Raw genomic sequence first — 16,872 nt, forward strand, 5'->3', positions numbered from 1 at the left:
CATTAAAGGCTTGACCTTACGATAGCTTTGGCATTACCTTCTACCGTCACTTCAGCAGCATCACGCCCGAAGGACCAGAGGATGAGCTCGCCTACCTCGCCTGAAACGCGGACTACGGCATCGCCTTTATCCGCCACGCCATGCGTATCTGCTGCAACGATTCGCGGCAGTCCTTCCGGCTGCACAATGACCGGACGTTCAGATTTGCGCAGAGCCAACTTGGCCAAGGGCTTTAGGTAGCCATGCATCTGCTGCTTGATGCGCGCCGAAAAGTCGCGTGGGCCCATGCCATTAGCCCGGCGAATATCCTCGTGGTGAACAAAGTGCTCCACAAAGTTTTGCTGTGCATCCACGAACCGGACGGGGTTATAGGCAGCAGGTCCCCTCCCCCAGTCATCAACCAACTCATCAAAGTCGCGTTCGGCTACCTTGCGTGATTCCTTTTCAAGCCGGCCGGAAAATGCTTTAACGAAGATGCCGGCGGCTGCATCTGGGCGATTTTCCCGCACCCACAAATGTACGGCTAAGTCGCGGGTTGTCCAGCTCTCGCACAAGGTTGGGGCATCGGGGCCAAGCTTATGAAATAGCGCTACCATCTTGGCGCGCTCAGCAGAAGAAAACGACATAAGCCCCAGCATACCGAGCTAGCTGGCATGCTGGGGCTGTGTCCTACTTAGCGCGAGGAACCTGTATTACTTACAGGGACTCACGAGAAGCGTCAACGTCTTCTTCATCGGTAACCAAAGGGCCGGAGTTGGTCGGCACGATGGTCGGAAGGATAACCGGCTCGCGCTTGTACTTGGAATCCATGAGCTTGGATACCTTACGACGCAGCTTCTGCACCATGCGGTAGGTATCGTTCTCGCCCTCCGCAGCGAGATCGTTCATAGTGTTTTCCACCATCTCCGCAACCTCCGGCACAATGCCGCGGTCATCATCGGAGAAGCCTGTGGTAGATACCGTTGGGTGTTCCAGTAGGCGTGAGGTGCGGTTATCAATCACGCAAGTGATAGAAACCACGCCGCCGGCACCCAGGTTGGTGCGATCAGCCAAAGTGTCAGCATCCACATCGCCCATGGAAACGCCGTCGACGTACAGGTTACCCACCTGCATCTGGCCTACGACCTCGGCGCGGCCCTTGTGCAGGTCCACGACGACGCCGTTTTGTGCCAGCACGGTACGGTCGCGGTCCACACCGGTGGAAATAGCCAGTTCCTTATTGGCGCGCAGGTGGCGCCACTCGCCGTGCACCGGCATCGCGTTGCGCGGGCGCGCTGCGTTGTACAGGAAGAGTAGCTCGCCAGCGTAACCGTGACCGGAAGCATGCACCTTTACATCCTGGTTGGTAATAACGTTGGCACCGATCTGGGACAGCATGTTGATGACGCCGTAGACGGCCTCCTCGTTGCCCGGGATGAGCGAGGAAGAGAAGATGATGGTATCGCCATCGCGGACGGTAATCTGGCGGTGCTCACGGCGAGCCATACGCGACAGAGCTGCCATGGGCTCACCCTGAGTACCGGTGGTAATCAGCATGGTCTTATGCGGAGCCATCTTGGCTGCCTCATCGATGGGGATAATAGTGCCGCGTGGAACCTTCAAGAAGCCCATCTTCTCCGCAATTTCCATGTTGCGCATCATCGATCGGCCGTTAAAAGCTACCTTGCGCCCGTTAGCCACAGCGGCGTCGATAGCGGCCTGGACACGGTAAACATTGGAGGCGAAGGACGCCAAGATTACGCGCTGCTTAGCGCCGGCGACAAGCCGCTTGAAGTTGGCGGGAATATCGCCCTCAGACGCCGATACACCAGGGACCGTGGCGTTGGTGGAATCACACAGCATGAGATCAACACCCTCGTCACCATAGCGGGACAGGGCTGGGAGATCCGTTGGACGGTTATCCAGCGGGGTCTGGTCCAGCTTGATGTCACCGGTGTGGATGATGTTGCCGGCTGGGGTTCCCAGCATGATGCCCAAAGCATCCGGTACGGAGTGGTTGACTGCCCAGAAGCGCACGCGGAACGGACCGTAGGTTACGTCAGACTTTTCATTAACCTCGACGAACTTCGGCTTCTGGCGGTGCTCCTTACACTTTGCAGCAATAAGCGCGATGGTGAAGCGGGAAGCAACGATAGGGATATCCGGACGCAGCTTAAGCAGCCACGGGATTGCACCAATGTGGTCCTCGTGCGCGTGGGTAACGACGAGGGCTTTGACCTTGTGGATCTTCTTCTCAATCGGGCCAAAGTCAGGCAGGATGAGGTCCACGCCTGGCTCACCGGAGGATGGGAAGAGCACACCGCAGTCAATGATGATGAGGTCGTCGCCGTACTCGAAGACGGTCATATTGCGGCCGATCTCCGAAATACCGCCCAGAGCGTAAATGCGCAGGGCATCCTTCGGCTGCTTCGGTGGCTCCGGCAGGCGCTTGGTCAGATCCGCGCCCTGCATAGACTTGGGCACGTTGCGGCGGCCACGGTTGTTACGGCCGCGGCCCTTACCATTGCCGTTGCCGTTCTTTCCGTTGCCGTTCTTGCCGCCGTGGTTATTGTTTCCACCGTGGTTATTGCCATTGCCATTGCCACCACGGCCACGGCCGCGGCTGCCACGGGAACGGGAGCGACGATTATTGCTGCCGCCATCATTGTTATTGTCGGAAGAATTCTTCTTGCCAGAATTGCCTTTGTCGCCCTTCGCGGAATCATCCTGTGCGGAATTGCCCGCATCAGTTGCTGGGGCTTGGAAAACTGGCGAAGCCGCCTCGTTGGAGGCGGTTTCGTTTTCCGCCGGTGGGCCCGCCTTGCGGGTCACCTTGCGGGAACGGTTACGGGGTTCATTCATTCTTAGAGGACTCCAGATTGTTCCAGATCACGGCGAAGTACCTCGCGTTCCTCCTCGCTCGCAGCGGTGACAGGAAGACGGGTATCGCCAACTTCGATGCCCTGCAGGCGCAGGGCTTCCTTTGCAAACGTCGCTCCGCCCAACCGAGCTTGCGCATGGGTTAGCGGAAGGAGCGTAGTGACATTGATTTCTCGGGCGCGGGCCATATCGCCCGCGTCGAAAGCTTCATAAAGTTCTACCAAGGCACGCGGTGCAACATGGCCGATGACGGAGATGAAACCAGAAGCGCCGAGGGAAAGCCACGGCAGGTTAATCGGATCATCACCGGAATACCAGGCCAAACCGGTTTCTTGGATGAGTTCTGCGGCCGCAGGAAGGTCGCCCTTAGCGTCCTTTACGGCTTGGATGGTCGGCAAATCCGCAAGGCGGCGGAGGGTATCCGGCGCCACTGGGATGCCCGAGCGGCCAGGGATGTCATAGACACAGATCGGCAGATCCGTGGCTTGCGCGACTGCGGCAAAGTGCTCGTAAACGCCCTTTTGAGATGGCTTGGAGTAGTACGGAGTTACCACCAGCAAGCTGTCTGCCCCCGCGTCAGCGGTGGCCTGAGCCAACTTAATGGAGGCTGCGGTGTCATTCGTTCCGGCACCGGCGCAAAGTTTTGCGCGGTCTCCTACTTCTTCCTTTACGGCTTTGAGCAGCTCCAGCTTCTCTTCAACTGAAGTGGTCGGTGATTCGCCGGTAGTTCCACCTAGGATGAGCGAATCAACGCCATTGTCGACGAGATGAGCTGCTAGGCGACGACCTGCTGCAACGTCCAGCGCACCGTCACGGTCAAACGGGGTGACCATGGCAACGCCGATGCGTCCGAAGGTGTCGACGCCAGTCTTTGCTGTCATACCTGTGCTCATAGCCGTCAAGATTACCCTTTTGGCTTGCAATTAGCCGCATCGGGGTCACGCGCGTGTTAGGCGTAGGGGCTCGCTGCCATCTGGGTCCCATCAGCCAGAGTGGTGATATTGAAATCATCAAACAGCACTGGCGCCTTGCTTTGCAGCAGTTTCAGGCACTCCACCGCAACGTGGCGAAGCTCCTCATCGGCCTGCTCGGCGGCACGAGCACCAATGAAGTGACGCCAGGCGCGATAGTTGCCAGTGACAACAATGCGCGTTTCTGTGGCGTTGGGGAGAACGGCACGCGCCGCCTGACGGGCCTGCTTCTTGCGGAGGAGCGCGTTGGGCTCATCCAGCTTCTCTTCCAGCGCGTTAAGCAGTTCATCGTAGACAAAGCGAGTCTCATCTACCGCTTGCATTACCAATCGGCTAAGTTGCTCGTCCTCAGCCACCAATTTAGGCAGGACCACCTCGGTCTCCTCCGGGTGGACAAAGCGCTGGGAGAGCTGCGAGAAGGAAAAGTGCCGGTGGCGCACGAGCTCATGGCTCGCCGAACGCGACAGCCCTGTGATGTACATCGTGGCCGTAGCGTGCTCGAGCAACGCAGTATGGCCTACCTCCATGATGTGGTGCAGGTAGGTTTCATTGGTTGCCGTCCGGGGATTTGGCTTATCAAAGGACTCGTAGCACGCCCGTCCAGCGAACTCGACAAGTGCTTCCCCATCAGAGGCCGAGTCATCCGCGTGCCACTCCACGCCCTGCGGGGCGTGGAACTGTGTTGCGGCAATGAGCTGAATGTCTAGCTCACTTGCTTTAGCCATGGCTTAAAGCCCCAGGTACTTATCGAGGCCTACGACTAGGCCCGGGTGATCTGCAATCTGGCGCACACCCACCAGTACGCCCGGCGTGAAAGACGCGCGGTCATAAGAATCCTGGCGGATGGTCAGCGACTGACCTTGAGCACCAAAGATGACCTCCTCGTGTGCCACCATGCCACGGGTGCGTACTGCGTGAACCGGAATACCGTCGACGGTGGCGCCGCGGGCACCATCGAGCTGCTTTTCCGTAGCATCCGGCATTTCACCCAGACCAGCCTCCTTGCGGGCGGCGGCAATTCCCTCAGCGGTATGGATCGCAGTACCGGACGGCGCATCCAACTTGGTTGGGTGGTGGAACTCAATTACCTCTGCAGTCTCAAAGAACTTGGCAGCCTGCTTAGCTAGCACCATGGTGAGAACTGCAGAAATGGCAAAGTTCGGCGCAATGAGGACATTGCCGGCACCGTCCTGCTTGGTCCACTCCTCTACCTGAGCCAAGCGGTCCTTATTAAAGCCGGTGGTTCCCACCACGCAGTGGATTCCGTGGGCGGTGCAGAATTCCAGGTTGCCCATAACGGAATCTGGCTGGGTAAAGTCCACGATGACCTCTGCGTGGGCGTCGATAAGCTGCTGCAGATCATCACCTCGGCCAATTTCCGCTACCAGCTCGAGGTCGTCTTCCGCGTTGACACCTTCAACGATTGCCTGGCCTACGCGCCCGTGGGCGCCTAGTACGCCAACCTTGATAGCCATGGTGTGTTCTCCTTCTTCAGCCACATCGGTAGTACTTTTCTCCCCATCCTAACGCGCATGGGGGTTACGCATTACCTCGCCTTCCTGGAAGGGGCTTGCGCTCTTCGACGATGCCCCTCATTCTCCCTAGGATGGCGTGCATGCAGATATATATCGCTTCCGTTCCTGTAGACGACGTTGCCCGCGCTCACGATTTTTACGTCAATACCCTTGGCTTCCGAGTCAAGGATGACGTCACCCACGGCGATTTCCGCTGGCTTACCGTCACCAATGCTGAAGGTGAGGGAGATACCGAGCTGCTTCTGGAGCCGAAGGGCCATCCCGCCGTCAAAGACTACGCCGCAGCACTCAAGGCCGACGGTATTCCGGCCACGCAGTTCCTGTCCGCCGATGTGGAAACCGAATATAAGGAGCTCAGTGACAAGGGCGTGAAGTTCACCATGGAGCCCACCGATGTTGGGCCGTCCATCATCGCTGTTTTTGATGACACCGTGGGCAACCTAATTCAGCTCGTCGAACTGAAGAAGTAGTCGCACCCCTCCCCTCATCACACGGGTTAACAATTGCATCACTTCCTGATGCTTGTCCCATCTGCCCCAGTAGAATGGGTGTAATAACACGGTAAGCACCAAGGAAGTGATGAATATGTCTCCCTCAATTTTCTCTCGCACTATCGCCGTGGCCATCAGCGCAGGATGCGCGTTAGCACTTGCTGCTTGTTCCGATGAGGACGCTACACAGGCAGGCACACCGGCTTTTAGTGAGGTTCAGTCAACTACCGACACTGCTGAAGTTCAGACCACCTCCGCTACCCCCGCCGCTAGTTCTGCCCCGCGCAGTACCTCAGCGGCGGATGCAGAAAAGCAGAAGCTCCCCCAAGACTCAGCCCCACTGGCATTCGCCGGTATGGGCACGGCCTCTCTCGAGGACCAACAGCACATGCCGGAGAGCCTCGGAAACCTCATCCCCACTGGTGTGCGAGTGGGGGCGCACGATGGGTTCACCCGCGTCGTCATTGACATGGAGGGCGAAGGTGAACCGGGCTGGTTTACGTCCTATACCGATAGCCCTGCCCAACAGGCATCCGGCAAGCCGGTTGAGGTCCAAGGAAATACCTTCCTCAACCTCGGCATTGAGGGAACGCCGTGGCCTTCTACCCCAGAGCTAAAAGAAAAGTACATGCAACCGGGCACTACCCCTGGTGCCGGGGTGGTCAGCGCAGTCCACTACACCACCACCTTTGAGGCGCAAACACAGCTCATTATTGGACTAGAGAAGAAGACCGCTTACTCCGTGACGTATCTAAAGGACCCGTCCCGCGTGGTCATTGACTTCCAGAACTAACGTATAGCGGCGCCTCTAAATGGTGCACACCTACGAAGAAAGGCTCTGCCTTCCAGCGAGTGAACTGGAAGGCAGAGCCTTCTTTGGGCTTAGGGATTAGTCCTCAACCGGAACTAGGGAAATCTTGCCGCGGTTATCGATATCCGCGATTTCTACCTGAACCTTATCGCCAACGTTGATGACGTCTTCTACCTTCTCGATGCGCTCGTCGCCACCCAGGTTAGAAATGTGGATCAGACCATCGCGACCCGGGGTCAAGGAAACGAATGCGCCGAACGGAACGGTCTTCACCACGGTGCCCAGGAAGCGCTCTCCTACCTTCGGCAGCTGTGGGTTAGCAATGGAGTTGACCTTATCAATGGCAGCATCCGCAGCCTCACCGGTAGCAGCGGAAACGTAGACGGTTCCGTCATCCTCGATGGAGACATCGGCGCCAGTTTCCTCGGTGATCTGGTTGATGGTCTTGCCCTTTGGTCCGATGAGCTCGCCGATCTTATTAACCGGGATCTTCACGGAGGTGATCTTCGGCGCAAGGCCGGACATCTCGTCCGGGGTATCGATGACCTCAGCCATGGTTTCCAGGATGGTAGAGCGGGCATCGCGAGCCTGCTCCAAGGCCTGGGCCAGGACCTTGGATGGGATGCCATCCAACTTGGTGTCCAGCTGCAGGGCGGTGATGTATTCAGAGGTACCGGCGACCTTGAAGTCCATATCGCCAAAGGCATCCTCGGCGCCGAGGATATCTGTCAGGGCGACGAACTTTTCCTTGCCATTAACCTCACCAGAGACCAAGCCCATAGCGATACCAGCTACCGGAGCCTTCAGCGGAACACCGGCATTGTAGAGGGACAAGGTGGAAGCACACACAGAGCCCATAGAGGTAGAGCCATTGGAGCCCAAGGCCTCAGAGACCTGGCGGATGGCGTATGGGAAGTCCTCACGGGATGGGATGACCGGAAGCAGAGCACGCTCGGCCAAAGCACCGTGGCCGATCTCGCGGCGCTTCGGGGAGCCCACGCGGCCGGTCTCGCCGGTGGAGAATGGCGGGAAGTTGTAGTGGTGCATGTAGCGCTTGGATTCCACCGGGGTCAGGGAATCAATCTGCTGCTCCATCTTGAGCATGTCCAGGGTGGTAACACCCAGAATCTGGGTCTCACCGCGCTCGAACAGGGAGGAACCGTGAGCACGCGGAACCAGGTCCACCTCAACGGAGAGGTCACGGATATCGGTAACGCCGCGGCCATCGATCCGGAAGCCCTCGGAAAGGATCTTCTGGCGCACGATCTGCTTCATCAATGCGTTATAAGCGCCGCGGATCTGCTTGGAGGCATCGGCCTCATCCAAGTCCTCGAACTGGTCCAAGAGCTTTTCTTCGACCTGCTCCATGTATTCATTGGTGGCGTCGTCGCGCTCTTGCTTGCCCGGGATGGTCAGCAGCTTTTCTAGCTTCTTGGTAGCAGTCTTTTCCACTGCCGCGAAGACATCATCGCCGTATGCCGGGAAAAGTGGGAACTCCTGGGTTTCCTTGGCGGCACGCTCCGCCAGACCGTTCTGGGCCTCGCACAAGGTCTTAATGAATGGCTTTGCTGCTTCCAAGCCTTCGGCAACGGCTGCTTCCTGCGGTGCAGGAGCACCGTCGGCAATGCGCTCAGCAACGTTGGTGCCAGCACCGGCCTCAACCATCATGATGGCGACGTCGTCCTTGCGGCCCTTCTTGACGATGCGGCCGGCAACAACCATCTCGAAGAGAGCGCGCTCGTGCTGCTCGTGGTTCGGGAACGCTACCCACTGGCCTTCTGGGTGCTTGTCGTCAGCAATCAGTGCCATGCGGACACCGCCGACTGCACCGGAGACAGGCAGGCCGGACAGCTGGGTGGCGGCGGAAGCGCCGTTGATAGCAACGACGTCGTAGTACTCTTCCGGTTCCTGGGACATCACGGTGACAACGACCTGGACCTCGTTGCGCAGGCCCTTGACAAAGGTTGGGCGCAGCGGGCGGTCGATGAGGCGGCATGCCAGGATAGCCTCAGAAGAAGGGCGGCCCTCACGGCGGAAGAAGGAGCCCGGAATCTTGCCGGCGGCGTACATGCGCTCTTCTACGTCCACAGTCAGGGGGAAGAAGTCGAATCCCTCGCGCGGCTGGTTGGACGCAGTGGTCGTGGCCAGCAACATGGTGTCATCATCCAAGTAGGTGGTCACGGAGCCATCTGCCTGGCGAGCGAGCTGCCCGGTTTCAAAGCGCAGGGTGCGGGTGCCAAAGTCACCATTGTCTAGCGTGGCAATGGCCTCGGTAATGCCAAAGTCCTCGTCAATATTGAACTCGACGGAGTTCTGAACGCTCATTAAAAAATGTCTCCTTGAGTGGTTTAGGCGATCGTCGGTGCCGCCTGGTCGATTTTGTCTATGACAACGGTGTCAAATTCTAACAGAAAAACCACAAAAGCCCCGCCAAAGGGCGGGGCGAGGTGGCCGAATCTGGGCCGATATTAACGGCGCAGACCCAGGCGAGAGATCAGATCACGGTAGCGATCGACGTTGTTCTCAGCCAGGTACTTCAGCAGGCCACGACGGCGACCAACCATCAGCAGCAGACCACGACGGGAGTGGTGATCGTGCTTATGGAACTTCAGGTGCTCGGTCAAAGTATTGATGCGGGAGGTCAGCAGGGCAACCTGTGCCTCAGGGGAACCGGTATCGGTTTCGTGCAGGCCGTACTCCTTGAGGATTTCGGCCTTCTTCTCAGTGGTCAATGCCATGAGTATTTCTCCTTTATTTCAGTCCACATTATCGTGACGCATAAGCCTGCGCTGCGCGCGTGACTTGTGCGTGCCGCAACTGCTGTGAACCGCAGTCGCTAAGCCAAAGAATCACCTTACAGCGCTCAGGCAGAGAAAATCAAAACCACATGGCTTCTAGGCTGTGCTTTTAAAGCTCGCTGAAGAGCGTCTCAAGGCGTTCGACAAACTCTCGCACAAAACGCTCACTATCCACACCCACAGCTACCCGGGCGGTGGGTGGCGCATCCAATCGCTTTTCATCTGCGATTGTCCGCCCACGGGTAGGGCCGGTGGTGTCCGTCTTGAGGTTTATAGATAGGACGTCGACAAGCGAGGCATCTGCTGCCACCGCAACGGCCAATGGATCGTGCAGGCCGCACCCGCCCAAGTGCGGCGAAGTCGTAGCATAGGCGCGGATGTAATAGTCCACCATATCCGCAAAAATGCGGCCGGCGTGGGTGCCGGTGGCGCGCCAACGAGCGGACTCCGCCGTGGTCAAAAGGGTGCGCAAGGTGACATCCAAGCCCACCATGGTGGTATCGCTCGTGTGGCGGAAGAGGAAATCGGTAGCTTCCGGGTCCTGGGAAATATTGGCCTCGGACCACGGCGTCACGTTGCCCGGAACGGTAAGTGCCCCGCCCATCATCACTAGGTGTGCGGCCGTGGCAAAGGAAGGGTCTTGCTGCATGGCGGCAGCAATCGTGGTGGACGGGCCGGTCGGAATGATTACTAGATCATCGCCGTGCTCGTGCACAGCCTCGATGAGGAAATCGGCCGCAGGTTGGGATTGCGCCTGGGTCGTGGCCGGCGGAAGCAGGACCTCCCCCACACCGTTGTGACCGTGAATAAATGAAGAAATCTCGCTTGGCCGAAAACCATCCGGGCTAGGTCCGGCAAAGACCGGAATATCGTCTTGGCCCAGCAACTCTAGAAGGGCCAGTGTATTGCGCACGGCCAAGGGCACGGTCACATTGCCGTACGTGCAGGTCACGCCGATTAAGTCCAGGTCCGGATGGGCGATGGCATACGCCAGCGCTAGGGCATCATCAATGCCGGTATCAAGATCGAGAATCGCCTTCATTTATTTCTCCCGCAGGAAGTAATCTTTCGCGGTCCAGCCCTGCGCCTTAGCATCGGCGGCTAGCACCTGGCGGGCCTTGGCTACGTCATTGGCCATCGCTTCTAGCAGCTCGTCTACGGAATTGAACTTCACCATATCGCGGAGGTGGCCCACAAAGTGCACCGTAGCCTCGTAGCCGTACAGGTCAGCATCGCGGTCGAGCACGAAGGACTCGATAGAGCGCTCCTCGTCGCCAAAGGTGGGGTTGGTGCCTACGGAAATCGCGGCCGCATAGGCCACGCCAGGGCGCATATCCCCGTCGATAGAGGAGTCAGAGTGGACGATGAACCAGCCCGCGTACACACCATCGGCCGGGATAGCGACCGTATCCGGGAAATACTGATTGGCCGTGGGGAATCCGAGCTCCTTGCCACCACGTCCTGCGCCGCGCACTACAGGCCCGGTCACGGTGAAATGGCGACCAAGCGCCCAATTGGCGGATTCGATGTCCCCCTGCGCAAGGCACTCACGAATGTGGGTGGAACAAATGCGCACGCCCTCATCATCCAGCAGTGGGACGATTTCGACGCTAAAGCCGAACTCGGCACCAAATTCCTGCATAGCCTGGGCGGTTCCGGTCGCACCGGCGCCAAAGGTGAAGTTCTCGCCCACCACGATGTGCTGCGCTGCGAGCTTTCCTACCAATAAATCCTCTACGTAGGGTCGCGGCTCCACCCCAGCAAGGTCTCGGGTGAAGTCAATAACAAGCACGGCTGCAATGCCCATCTCTTCGGCCAATTCCAGTCGGCGTTCAAAGCTCAGCACCGCCAAGGGCGCACGTTCCGGGAGAAATACCGACACCGGGTGCGGGTCAAAGGTCACCATGACAGGACGCTCACCATGAGCGCGCGCATGCTCCACGCAGGCGGAGATGAGCTGCTGATGGCCGCGGTGCAGGCCGTCAAAGACACCGATGGTTACTGACGTTGGGCCCACTTCCGCGGGGATGTCATCGATTCCGTACCAAATATCCACGCAGACCATCGTAGAGCATAGACTTAGAGGCTATGACTGATGCGCTCGCAAACTCCGGACTCGTCATCGTAGACAAACCCGCCGGCATGACCTCCCACGATGTTGTCGGCCGCCTACGCAGGTACTTTCACACCAAGAAGGTAGGCCACGCCGGCACCCTCGACCCCATGGCCACAGGCGTGCTTGTCCTAGGCATGGAGCGTGGCACCAAGTTCTTGGCCCACATGGTCGCCTCCACTAAGTCCTATGACGCCACCATTCGCCTCGGCGCCGCCACCACAACCGATGACGCCGAGGGAGAGTACTCTTGGGGCGCTAGCGCTGCGGCCATTGACCGCACCGCAATCGAGGCAGAGATTTCCACGCTCACGGGCAATATTATGCAAAAGCCCGCGGCCGTATCCGCGATTAAAATTAACGGCCGCCGCGCCCATGAACTAGTACGCGAGGGCCAGGAGGTAGACATTCCCGCCCGCCCAGTAACGGTAGATAGATTTGACGTCCTGGCAGAGCGCCGCGAGGGCGACTACATCGATCTAGACGTCACGGTGGACTGTTCTTCCGGCACCTATATCCGCTCCCTGGCCCGCGATCTGGGCGAGGCCCTGCAGGTGGGCGGGCACCTGACCGCCTTGCGTCGCACTGAGGTGGGCCCTTTTGCACTTGCCGACGCCCTCTCGCTCGACGCCCTTGCCGAATCCCCTCGCCTTTCCCTCAGCTTGGATGAGGCCTTGGCTCGCTGCTTCCCCGTCCTTTCCGTCACCGAGGAGGAGGCAGCCGCCCTCGCCATGGGCAAATGGCTAGAGCCCCGCGGGCTCAAGGGCGTCCACGCTGCTGTGGCCCCTAATGGCCAAGCCGTGGCGCTCATTAAAGAAAAAGGCAAGCGCCTGGCCACCGTATTTGTGGCACGGCCCTCTACCCTTTAGCGACTAAAATCTAAGGCCGGAACCGAGGTGGAGACGATAACGTAGCCGTCTCGAATTACCCAGCGCCCGGTGATAAAAGGCACCGGTGTGGGCCTAGCCAAAATATAGGAAATAAGCGTGCCATCTTCGCGCAGGTCGATTTCTGCTTGGTCAAAGTCCAGCCAGCGAAAGGTCATGGGAAACCACGACTTATACGTGGCCTCTTTGGCGCAGAAGAGCAAACGATCCGGGCAGGTAATCCCCGCCTTACGAAGCCGCAAAAGCTGCGGCATCTCCCCTGCCCGGGCGATCATGGTGAGCACATGATCCGGCAGCGGTTCGGCGGGTTCTGCATCCAGGCCTACGGATTTTAAGGATGAGGTAGGGGCAACCACCGCAGCCCGCATCCCCTCGGTATGCGTCATCGAGCCGACAAAACCCGCGGGCCACAGCGGCATGCCGCGCTCACCCCGCAAAATCGGCGTCGCCGGATTGGCACCTAATTCCTGCAAGGCTCGGTGCGCACACCACCGAGCATCTCCGAACTCGGCCTTGCGCACATCAACTGCCTGGGAAACCAGAGACTTTTCTTCGGCCGCTAGTTCTTCAAAATTAGCCAAATTCGCATAGCTCGAGTCCGTGCGCACGTAGCAATAGCGCGCACTTTCTGGAAATAGCTCTGGATACATCATCGTGTCCCCTCCTCTACAAAGGAACGCAGTACCGGATAGGGCCACGCTTGGGCGCTCTCGCGCCCCTGCCATTCACGCGGATACCCCAATGACGTTTCGATGTGGTCAACGCCATCCACATTAATGCGAGACGGCATATGCAGGTGCCCATAGATGACGGACTCCGCGTTATAGCGCCGCGGCCACGACCGCGTATGCCTAGTTCCGCACCACAAGGCAATTTCAGGAAAGCGCAATAACATTGTCGGCTCTTGGACCAACGGCCAATGGTTAACCAACACGGTAGGACCATGTACTCGGGAAAGGCGCTTGATGGAATAAGCCAACCTATCCCAACACCACGCCCGCACGTCTACGAAGGGGGCGATAGCGAACTCATCAGTCATCATCAGTTGTTTCGCGCGCGCTGCGTCAATGGCTTCGTCCACGCTAAGGCCATGCGGACGGAAACTGTAATCATACAAAGTAAATAGCGGAACGATGGTAGTTCCGTGAAATACCGGATACGGGTCTTCTGGAGTAATAACTCCAATCTCCCTGCACCTTTCCACTAAGTGCGCATACTTTTCTCGGCCTTGATACCGGTCCTGGGAACGGGAGAATAGCTCATGGTTGCCCGGCACCCAGATGAGCCTGGCATAGCGATCATTGAGCTGGCGCAAAATACGAATAATGAGATCGGTCCGCTCTGCAACGTCCCCGGCCACGATGAGCCAATCCGCGGGATCGGGCGGAGTAAGCTGATCAATGCGCTCGCTATTGGCGCTGACCGCTCCATGCAGGTCAGAAACCGCCCACACTGTTGGCATAGGTTTCTCACCTGCCTTCCTAGAATCTGCGCGCTGCACGGAGCCGCACACCGCGCGAGAGTATCAACACGCCCACTTTAGCGCAGCTAGCTCTCCTGTACTACGGCCCATTTCATCGATCGGAACCGGTAGACCACACCCACCATACGGAAAGCAATGAAGGCGGCGAGACCACACCACACGCCGGTTAAGCCTGTACCCATGAAGTGCGCCAAGATTACACCCGGCAAAAATCCCACCAGGACCGAAGAAATGGTCAGCGTACGCAGGAAGGCAGCATCGCCGGCCCCCAGCAAGACACCATCGAAGGCGAAGACCACGCCGCCGCCGATAACCATGGCTACCAGGATCCACCACGGCTGGGAGATGGCATCGAGCACTTCTGGAGCGGAGGTGAAGATGCGCGGAATAATCCCTGCACCAGCGGCAAATACGGCAGCCAAGAAGCCAGAGAAAATCGTAGAGTACAACGCCACCTTGCTGCCCACACTGCGTGCGTGCCGGGCAGAGCCAGCACCTAGTGCAGCACCAGTCAATGATTGCGCGGCAATGGCCAACGAATCCAAAATAAGGGACATGAAGTTCCACAGCTGCATCATGATCTGGTGACCGGCCAAAGAAGCGGTACCAACGCGGGAAACCACAGCCGTGGCAGTAAGAAAGGCCACCTGGAAGCTAGCCGAACGCAAAATAAGATCGCGGCCTAAGATGAGTTGTTCGCGTACCACATGCCACTGAAATTGCCAGGAGCCGGTATGTTCCTTATGCAATTCGCGGACAAATAGCGCAGCAATAATGCTCATGCCCAAAACCGTGGCAATGGCCGAGCCTGCCAGCCCCCAGAAATGGACGAAGATGGGCACCGCAATAGCGCCGGGAATCATGCCAGACAAAGTGAAGTACAGCGGCTTCTTCGTATCTTGGACACCGCGCATCCAGCCGTTTCCGGCCATCTCCACCAAAGTAATGGGAATAGCCAGAGCTGCGATGCGCAGCCACAAGGCCGTCCCGGCGGCTGTAGTGGGATCACCAGTTAGAGCACGGGCAAATACGCCGCCGAAAATCCACATGATCACGGCGAGCAGCGCGCCTACGCCTAGGGCCACATAGGTGGCTTGCACGCCTTCAGCAACCGCAGCTTCGCGCTTGCCGGAGCCAAAGAGACGGGCAGAGCGAGCGGTCGTGCCGTAGGACAAGAAAGTCAACTGCGTCGTCACCACGGAGTGAATTGTGGTGGCTGCAGCCAGCGAGGCGAGCTCTTGGGCGCCAAGGCGACCGACTACCGCGGTATCCAGCAGGAGGTAGAGCGGCATGGCCGCAAGTACGCCAAGCGCGGGAAACGCGAGGCCAAAGACCTCGCGTGCGGTTACCGTGCCGGCGGTGGAGCGATCCTGAGCGTTCATTCCATCCGTCTGCCTTTTTCTCATTGGATAGCGGCCACCAATTCCTTAACAATTTTTTCCGGAGCCCCGTGAGCGGTATAGCCCGCGGCCGGTACATGTCCGCCGCCCCCGAAGGTAAGCGCTACCGAAGAACAATCAATGCGAGAAGAACGCAAGGAAACCGCCCACACCTCCGGAGCTTGTTCCTTAAACACCACGCCGACGGTGGTTCCTTCAAGCGCGCGAACGAACTCCACCAAAGATTCAACGGCCGAATCAGAGTGTCCCTGGATATCTTCCAGCCGCGCGACGAGAATGCCTAGGGTGTGCTCCCCTGCTTCTTCGAGGCGCAAACCGGCCAATACCCTACCGATCATCTGAAGATCGTCCGGCGTGGTGGAATCTAAAAGGTCAGCTGCGATCTGCTTGGTATCGAGATCGTAGTGCATGAGGCGGGTGGCAATATCGTGCATAGCCGGCCTGCCCCAGCGGAAGCTGCCAGTATCGGTCATCAAACCGGCATATAAGCAGTGCGCAATATGACGGTCAATCTGAATCTCCAGTGAATCCAGGATGCTCAGCAACACCACGGTGGTGGATTCACATTCAGTGTCCACCACATTGATGGCACCAAACCCTGGATTAGAAGAATGATGGTCAATGCACAGAACTCGGCCCTGCTGGGCTAGCTGCTCAATCCGGTCCGCAAAAAAGCCCGTCCGGTCTAAAGAACCACAATCAACGGTGACGTAGAGGTCATAGCCTTCCGGCAGCTCACGACTAGTGGTGACGTCGTCGGCGGCAGGAATGGTGTACAGATTACGGGAAATCTCCCGCTCCTGGCCCACAACGGCACACACATCTTTGCCCCGTTGGCGCAGCGCGAGCAGCAACGCCGCAGCAGAGCCGATGGCATCGGCATCCGGCCGCAGGTGCGTCACAATGCAGATGCTATGCGCATCATGCAAAGCGGCAACTGCCGGCTGGTATTGCTTCTTAGTCACTTAAGCCTCGTCTTCATCGGAGGTCTTATACGGGTTCGCATCCCCTGCCGGCTGGGCGTTTTCCTTCAGCTTTGCCAGTTCTTCATCGCGGGCGCGAGCACGAGCCAGAAGCTCTTCCATATGAGCAGAGGCCTCCGGAACGGTATCGACCTCGAAGGTTAGCGTCGGGGTAAACCGCACCGAGAGCTGATCGCCCACAATCTTGCGCAGCTGACCTTTAGCGCGCTTGAGGGCTTCTTCTGCTTGTGCAAAGTCCGGCTCTGAATCAATGTCCTTTCCGCGCACGGTATAAAACACGGTGGCATCGTGCAGGTCGCCCGTGACTCGAGTATCCGTAATGGTCACCAGCTCGAGGCGGCGATCCTTAACCTGGCGTTCGATGGCGCTCGCCACGATTTCCTGAATGCGCTTGGCCATGCGCGCTGCGCGTGCGTGATCGACCATGTGAACCTCCCAGCTCAATAAGAATCTATCTCTAAAATTACCGCCAACCGGTACAAGAAACCACCAGTTTAGTGCCGAATCCCGGACAATGAAAACCCGTCGCGGCAGCGCCTGT

17 protein-coding genes are annotated in these 16,872 nt (G+C 58.3%); 3 read left to right on the forward strand and 14 right to left on the reverse strand.

Annotation, left to right across the window (positions count from 1 at the left end; genetic code table 11):
* Positions 1–2: 2 nt before the first annotated feature.
* Genes QP915_RS03785 through dapB form a run of 5 tightly spaced genes read right to left on the reverse strand, consistent with a single transcriptional unit; the run spans position 3 to position 5,305 of the window.
* On the reverse strand, positions 3–638 hold the full coding sequence (locus tag QP915_RS03785; RefSeq protein ID WP_284768114.1) for a TIGR03085 family metal-binding protein: 636 nt from the start codon (positions 636–638) through the stop codon (positions 3–5).
* 58 nt (positions 639–696) lie between these two features.
* The gene (locus tag QP915_RS03790) at positions 697–2,841 is read right to left on the reverse strand and encodes a ribonuclease J (RefSeq protein WP_284768116.1); all 2,145 of its coding nucleotides are present in this window, start codon (positions 2,839–2,841) and stop codon (positions 697–699) included.
* A 2-nt stretch (positions 2,842–2,843) separates the two neighbouring features.
* Positions 2,844–3,752: a 4-hydroxy-tetrahydrodipicolinate synthase gene (gene dapA, locus QP915_RS03795; protein ID WP_284768118.1), complete on the reverse strand. Its 909-nt coding sequence runs from the start codon at positions 3,750–3,752 to the stop codon at positions 2,844–2,846.
* A 56-nt stretch (positions 3,753–3,808) separates the two neighbouring features.
* Positions 3,809–4,555 (reverse strand): FAD-dependent thymidylate synthase, encoded by a 747-nt coding sequence (thyX, locus tag QP915_RS03800; RefSeq protein ID WP_284768120.1) that lies wholly within the window; start codon positions 4,553–4,555, stop codon positions 3,809–3,811.
* Between the two features lie 3 nt (positions 4,556–4,558).
* On the reverse strand, positions 4,559–5,305 hold the full coding sequence (gene dapB / locus QP915_RS03805; RefSeq protein WP_284768121.1) for a 4-hydroxy-tetrahydrodipicolinate reductase: 747 nt from the start codon (positions 5,303–5,305) through the stop codon (positions 4,559–4,561).
* Between the two features lie 140 nt (positions 5,306–5,445).
* On the opposite strand from dapB, the gene QP915_RS03810 reads away from it, so the two are divergent.
* Together QP915_RS03810 and QP915_RS03815 are read left to right on the forward strand one after the other, a co-directional pair.
* A complete protein-coding gene (locus tag QP915_RS03810) occupies positions 5,446–5,835 on the forward strand; it encodes a VOC family protein (RefSeq protein ID WP_284768123.1) in 390 nt (129 codons plus the stop codon).
* Between the two features lie 115 nt (positions 5,836–5,950).
* Entirely contained in the window at positions 5,951–6,649 is a 699-nt protein-coding gene (locus QP915_RS03815) for an AMIN-like domain-containing (lipo)protein (RefSeq protein WP_284768124.1), read from the forward strand.
* A gap of 96 nt (positions 6,650–6,745) precedes the next feature.
* On the opposite strand, the gene QP915_RS03820 is transcribed toward QP915_RS03815, so the two are convergent.
* From QP915_RS03820 to QP915_RS03835, 4 genes are all read right to left on the reverse strand, one after another.
* Positions 6,746–8,992, reverse strand: a complete 2,247-nt coding sequence (locus QP915_RS03820) for a polyribonucleotide nucleotidyltransferase (protein WP_284768126.1) — start codon at positions 8,990–8,992, stop codon at positions 6,746–6,748.
* A 143-nt stretch (positions 8,993–9,135) separates the two neighbouring features.
* Positions 9,136–9,405 (reverse strand): 30S ribosomal protein S15, encoded by a 270-nt coding sequence (gene rpsO, locus QP915_RS03825; RefSeq protein ID WP_005278802.1) that lies wholly within the window; start codon positions 9,403–9,405, stop codon positions 9,136–9,138.
* A gap of 169 nt (positions 9,406–9,574) precedes the next feature.
* Entirely contained in the window at positions 9,575–10,507 is a 933-nt protein-coding gene (locus tag QP915_RS03830) for a nucleoside hydrolase (RefSeq protein WP_284768127.1), read from the reverse strand.
* The gene (locus QP915_RS03835; RefSeq protein ID WP_284768130.1) at positions 10,508–11,530 is read right to left on the reverse strand and encodes a bifunctional riboflavin kinase/FAD synthetase; all 1,023 of its coding nucleotides are present in this window, start codon (positions 11,528–11,530) and stop codon (positions 10,508–10,510) included. It abuts the gene before it with no gap.
* 23 nt (positions 11,531–11,553) lie between these two features.
* Between QP915_RS03835 and truB the strand changes: the two genes are divergently transcribed.
* Positions 11,554–12,447, forward strand: a complete 894-nt coding sequence (gene truB, locus QP915_RS03840; protein WP_284768131.1) for a tRNA pseudouridine(55) synthase TruB — start codon at positions 11,554–11,556, stop codon at positions 12,445–12,447.
* Here truB and QP915_RS03845 read toward each other — a convergent pair.
* The 5 genes from QP915_RS03845 to rbfA form a co-directional block, all read right to left on the reverse strand.
* Positions 12,444–13,118, reverse strand: coding sequence for a 4'-phosphopantetheinyl transferase family protein (locus QP915_RS03845; RefSeq protein ID WP_284768133.1), 675 nt, complete (start codon positions 13,116–13,118; stop codon positions 12,444–12,446). The genes truB and QP915_RS03845 overlap by 4 nt on opposite strands.
* Positions 13,115–13,927 (reverse strand): metallophosphoesterase family protein, encoded by an 813-nt coding sequence (locus tag QP915_RS03850; protein WP_284768135.1) that lies wholly within the window; start codon positions 13,925–13,927, stop codon positions 13,115–13,117. The genes QP915_RS03845 and QP915_RS03850 overlap by 4 nt, the downstream gene beginning before the upstream one ends.
* Before the next feature lie 86 nt (positions 13,928–14,013).
* Complete coding sequence (locus tag QP915_RS03855) at positions 14,014–15,330, reverse strand: MATE family efflux transporter (protein WP_284768136.1); 1,317 nt, start codon at positions 15,328–15,330, stop codon at positions 14,014–14,016.
* Positions 15,331–15,350: 20 nt separating this feature from the next.
* Positions 15,351–16,313 (reverse strand): DHH family phosphoesterase, encoded by a 963-nt coding sequence (locus QP915_RS03860; RefSeq protein WP_284765862.1) that lies wholly within the window; start codon positions 16,311–16,313, stop codon positions 15,351–15,353.
* The gene (gene rbfA / locus QP915_RS03865) at positions 16,314–16,757 is read right to left on the reverse strand and encodes a 30S ribosome-binding factor RbfA (RefSeq protein ID WP_284768138.1); all 444 of its coding nucleotides are present in this window, start codon (positions 16,755–16,757) and stop codon (positions 16,314–16,316) included. It lies immediately after the preceding gene.
* Positions 16,758–16,872: the final 115 nt, after the last annotated feature.

This window comes from Corynebacterium sp. MSK158 (assembly GCF_030229085.1).
Classification (GTDB): Bacteria; Actinomycetota; Actinomycetes; order Mycobacteriales; family Mycobacteriaceae; genus Corynebacterium.

Excerpts from the sequence above, each read along its gene's own strand:
- QP915_RS03785 (WP_284768114.1), bottom strand. The coding sequence starts at position 638 with ATGCTGGGGCTTATGTCGTTTTCTTCTGCTGAGCGCGCCAAGATGGTA.
- QP915_RS03790 (WP_284768116.1), bottom strand. The coding sequence starts at position 2,841 with ATGAATGAACCCCGTAACCGTTCCCGCAAGGTGACCCGCAAGGCGGGC.
- dapA (WP_284768118.1), bottom strand. The coding sequence starts at position 3,752 with ATGAGCACAGGTATGACAGCAAAGACTGGCGTCGACACCTTCGGACGC.
- thyX (WP_284768120.1), bottom strand. The coding sequence starts at position 4,555 with ATGGCTAAAGCAAGTGAGCTAGACATTCAGCTCATTGCCGCAACACAG.
- dapB (WP_284768121.1), bottom strand. The coding sequence starts at position 5,305 with ATGGCTATCAAGGTTGGCGTACTAGGCGCCCACGGGCGCGTAGGCCAG.
- QP915_RS03810 (WP_284768123.1), top strand. The coding sequence starts at position 5,446 with ATGCAGATATATATCGCTTCCGTTCCTGTAGACGACGTTGCCCGCGCT.
- QP915_RS03815 (WP_284768124.1), top strand. The coding sequence starts at position 5,951 with ATGTCTCCCTCAATTTTCTCTCGCACTATCGCCGTGGCCATCAGCGCA.
- QP915_RS03820 (WP_284768126.1), bottom strand. The coding sequence starts at position 8,992 with ATGAGCGTTCAGAACTCCGTCGAGTTCAATATTGACGAGGACTTTGGC.
- rpsO (WP_005278802.1), bottom strand. The coding sequence starts at position 9,405 with ATGGCATTGACCACTGAGAAGAAGGCCGAAATCCTCAAGGAGTACGGC.
- QP915_RS03830 (WP_284768127.1), bottom strand. The coding sequence starts at position 10,507 with ATGAAGGCGATTCTCGATCTTGATACCGGCATTGATGATGCCCTAGCG.
- QP915_RS03835 (WP_284768130.1), bottom strand. The coding sequence starts at position 11,530 with ATGGTCTGCGTGGATATTTGGTACGGAATCGATGACATCCCCGCGGAA.
- truB (WP_284768131.1), top strand. The coding sequence starts at position 11,554 with ATGACTGATGCGCTCGCAAACTCCGGACTCGTCATCGTAGACAAACCC.
- QP915_RS03845 (WP_284768133.1), bottom strand. The coding sequence starts at position 13,118 with ATGATGTATCCAGAGCTATTTCCAGAAAGTGCGCGCTATTGCTACGTG.
- QP915_RS03850 (WP_284768135.1), bottom strand. The coding sequence starts at position 13,927 with ATGCCAACAGTGTGGGCGGTTTCTGACCTGCATGGAGCGGTCAGCGCC.
- QP915_RS03855 (WP_284768136.1), bottom strand. The coding sequence starts at position 15,330 with ATGAACGCTCAGGATCGCTCCACCGCCGGCACGGTAACCGCACGCGAG.
- rbfA (WP_284768138.1), bottom strand. The coding sequence starts at position 16,757 with ATGGTCGATCACGCACGCGCAGCGCGCATGGCCAAGCGCATTCAGGAA.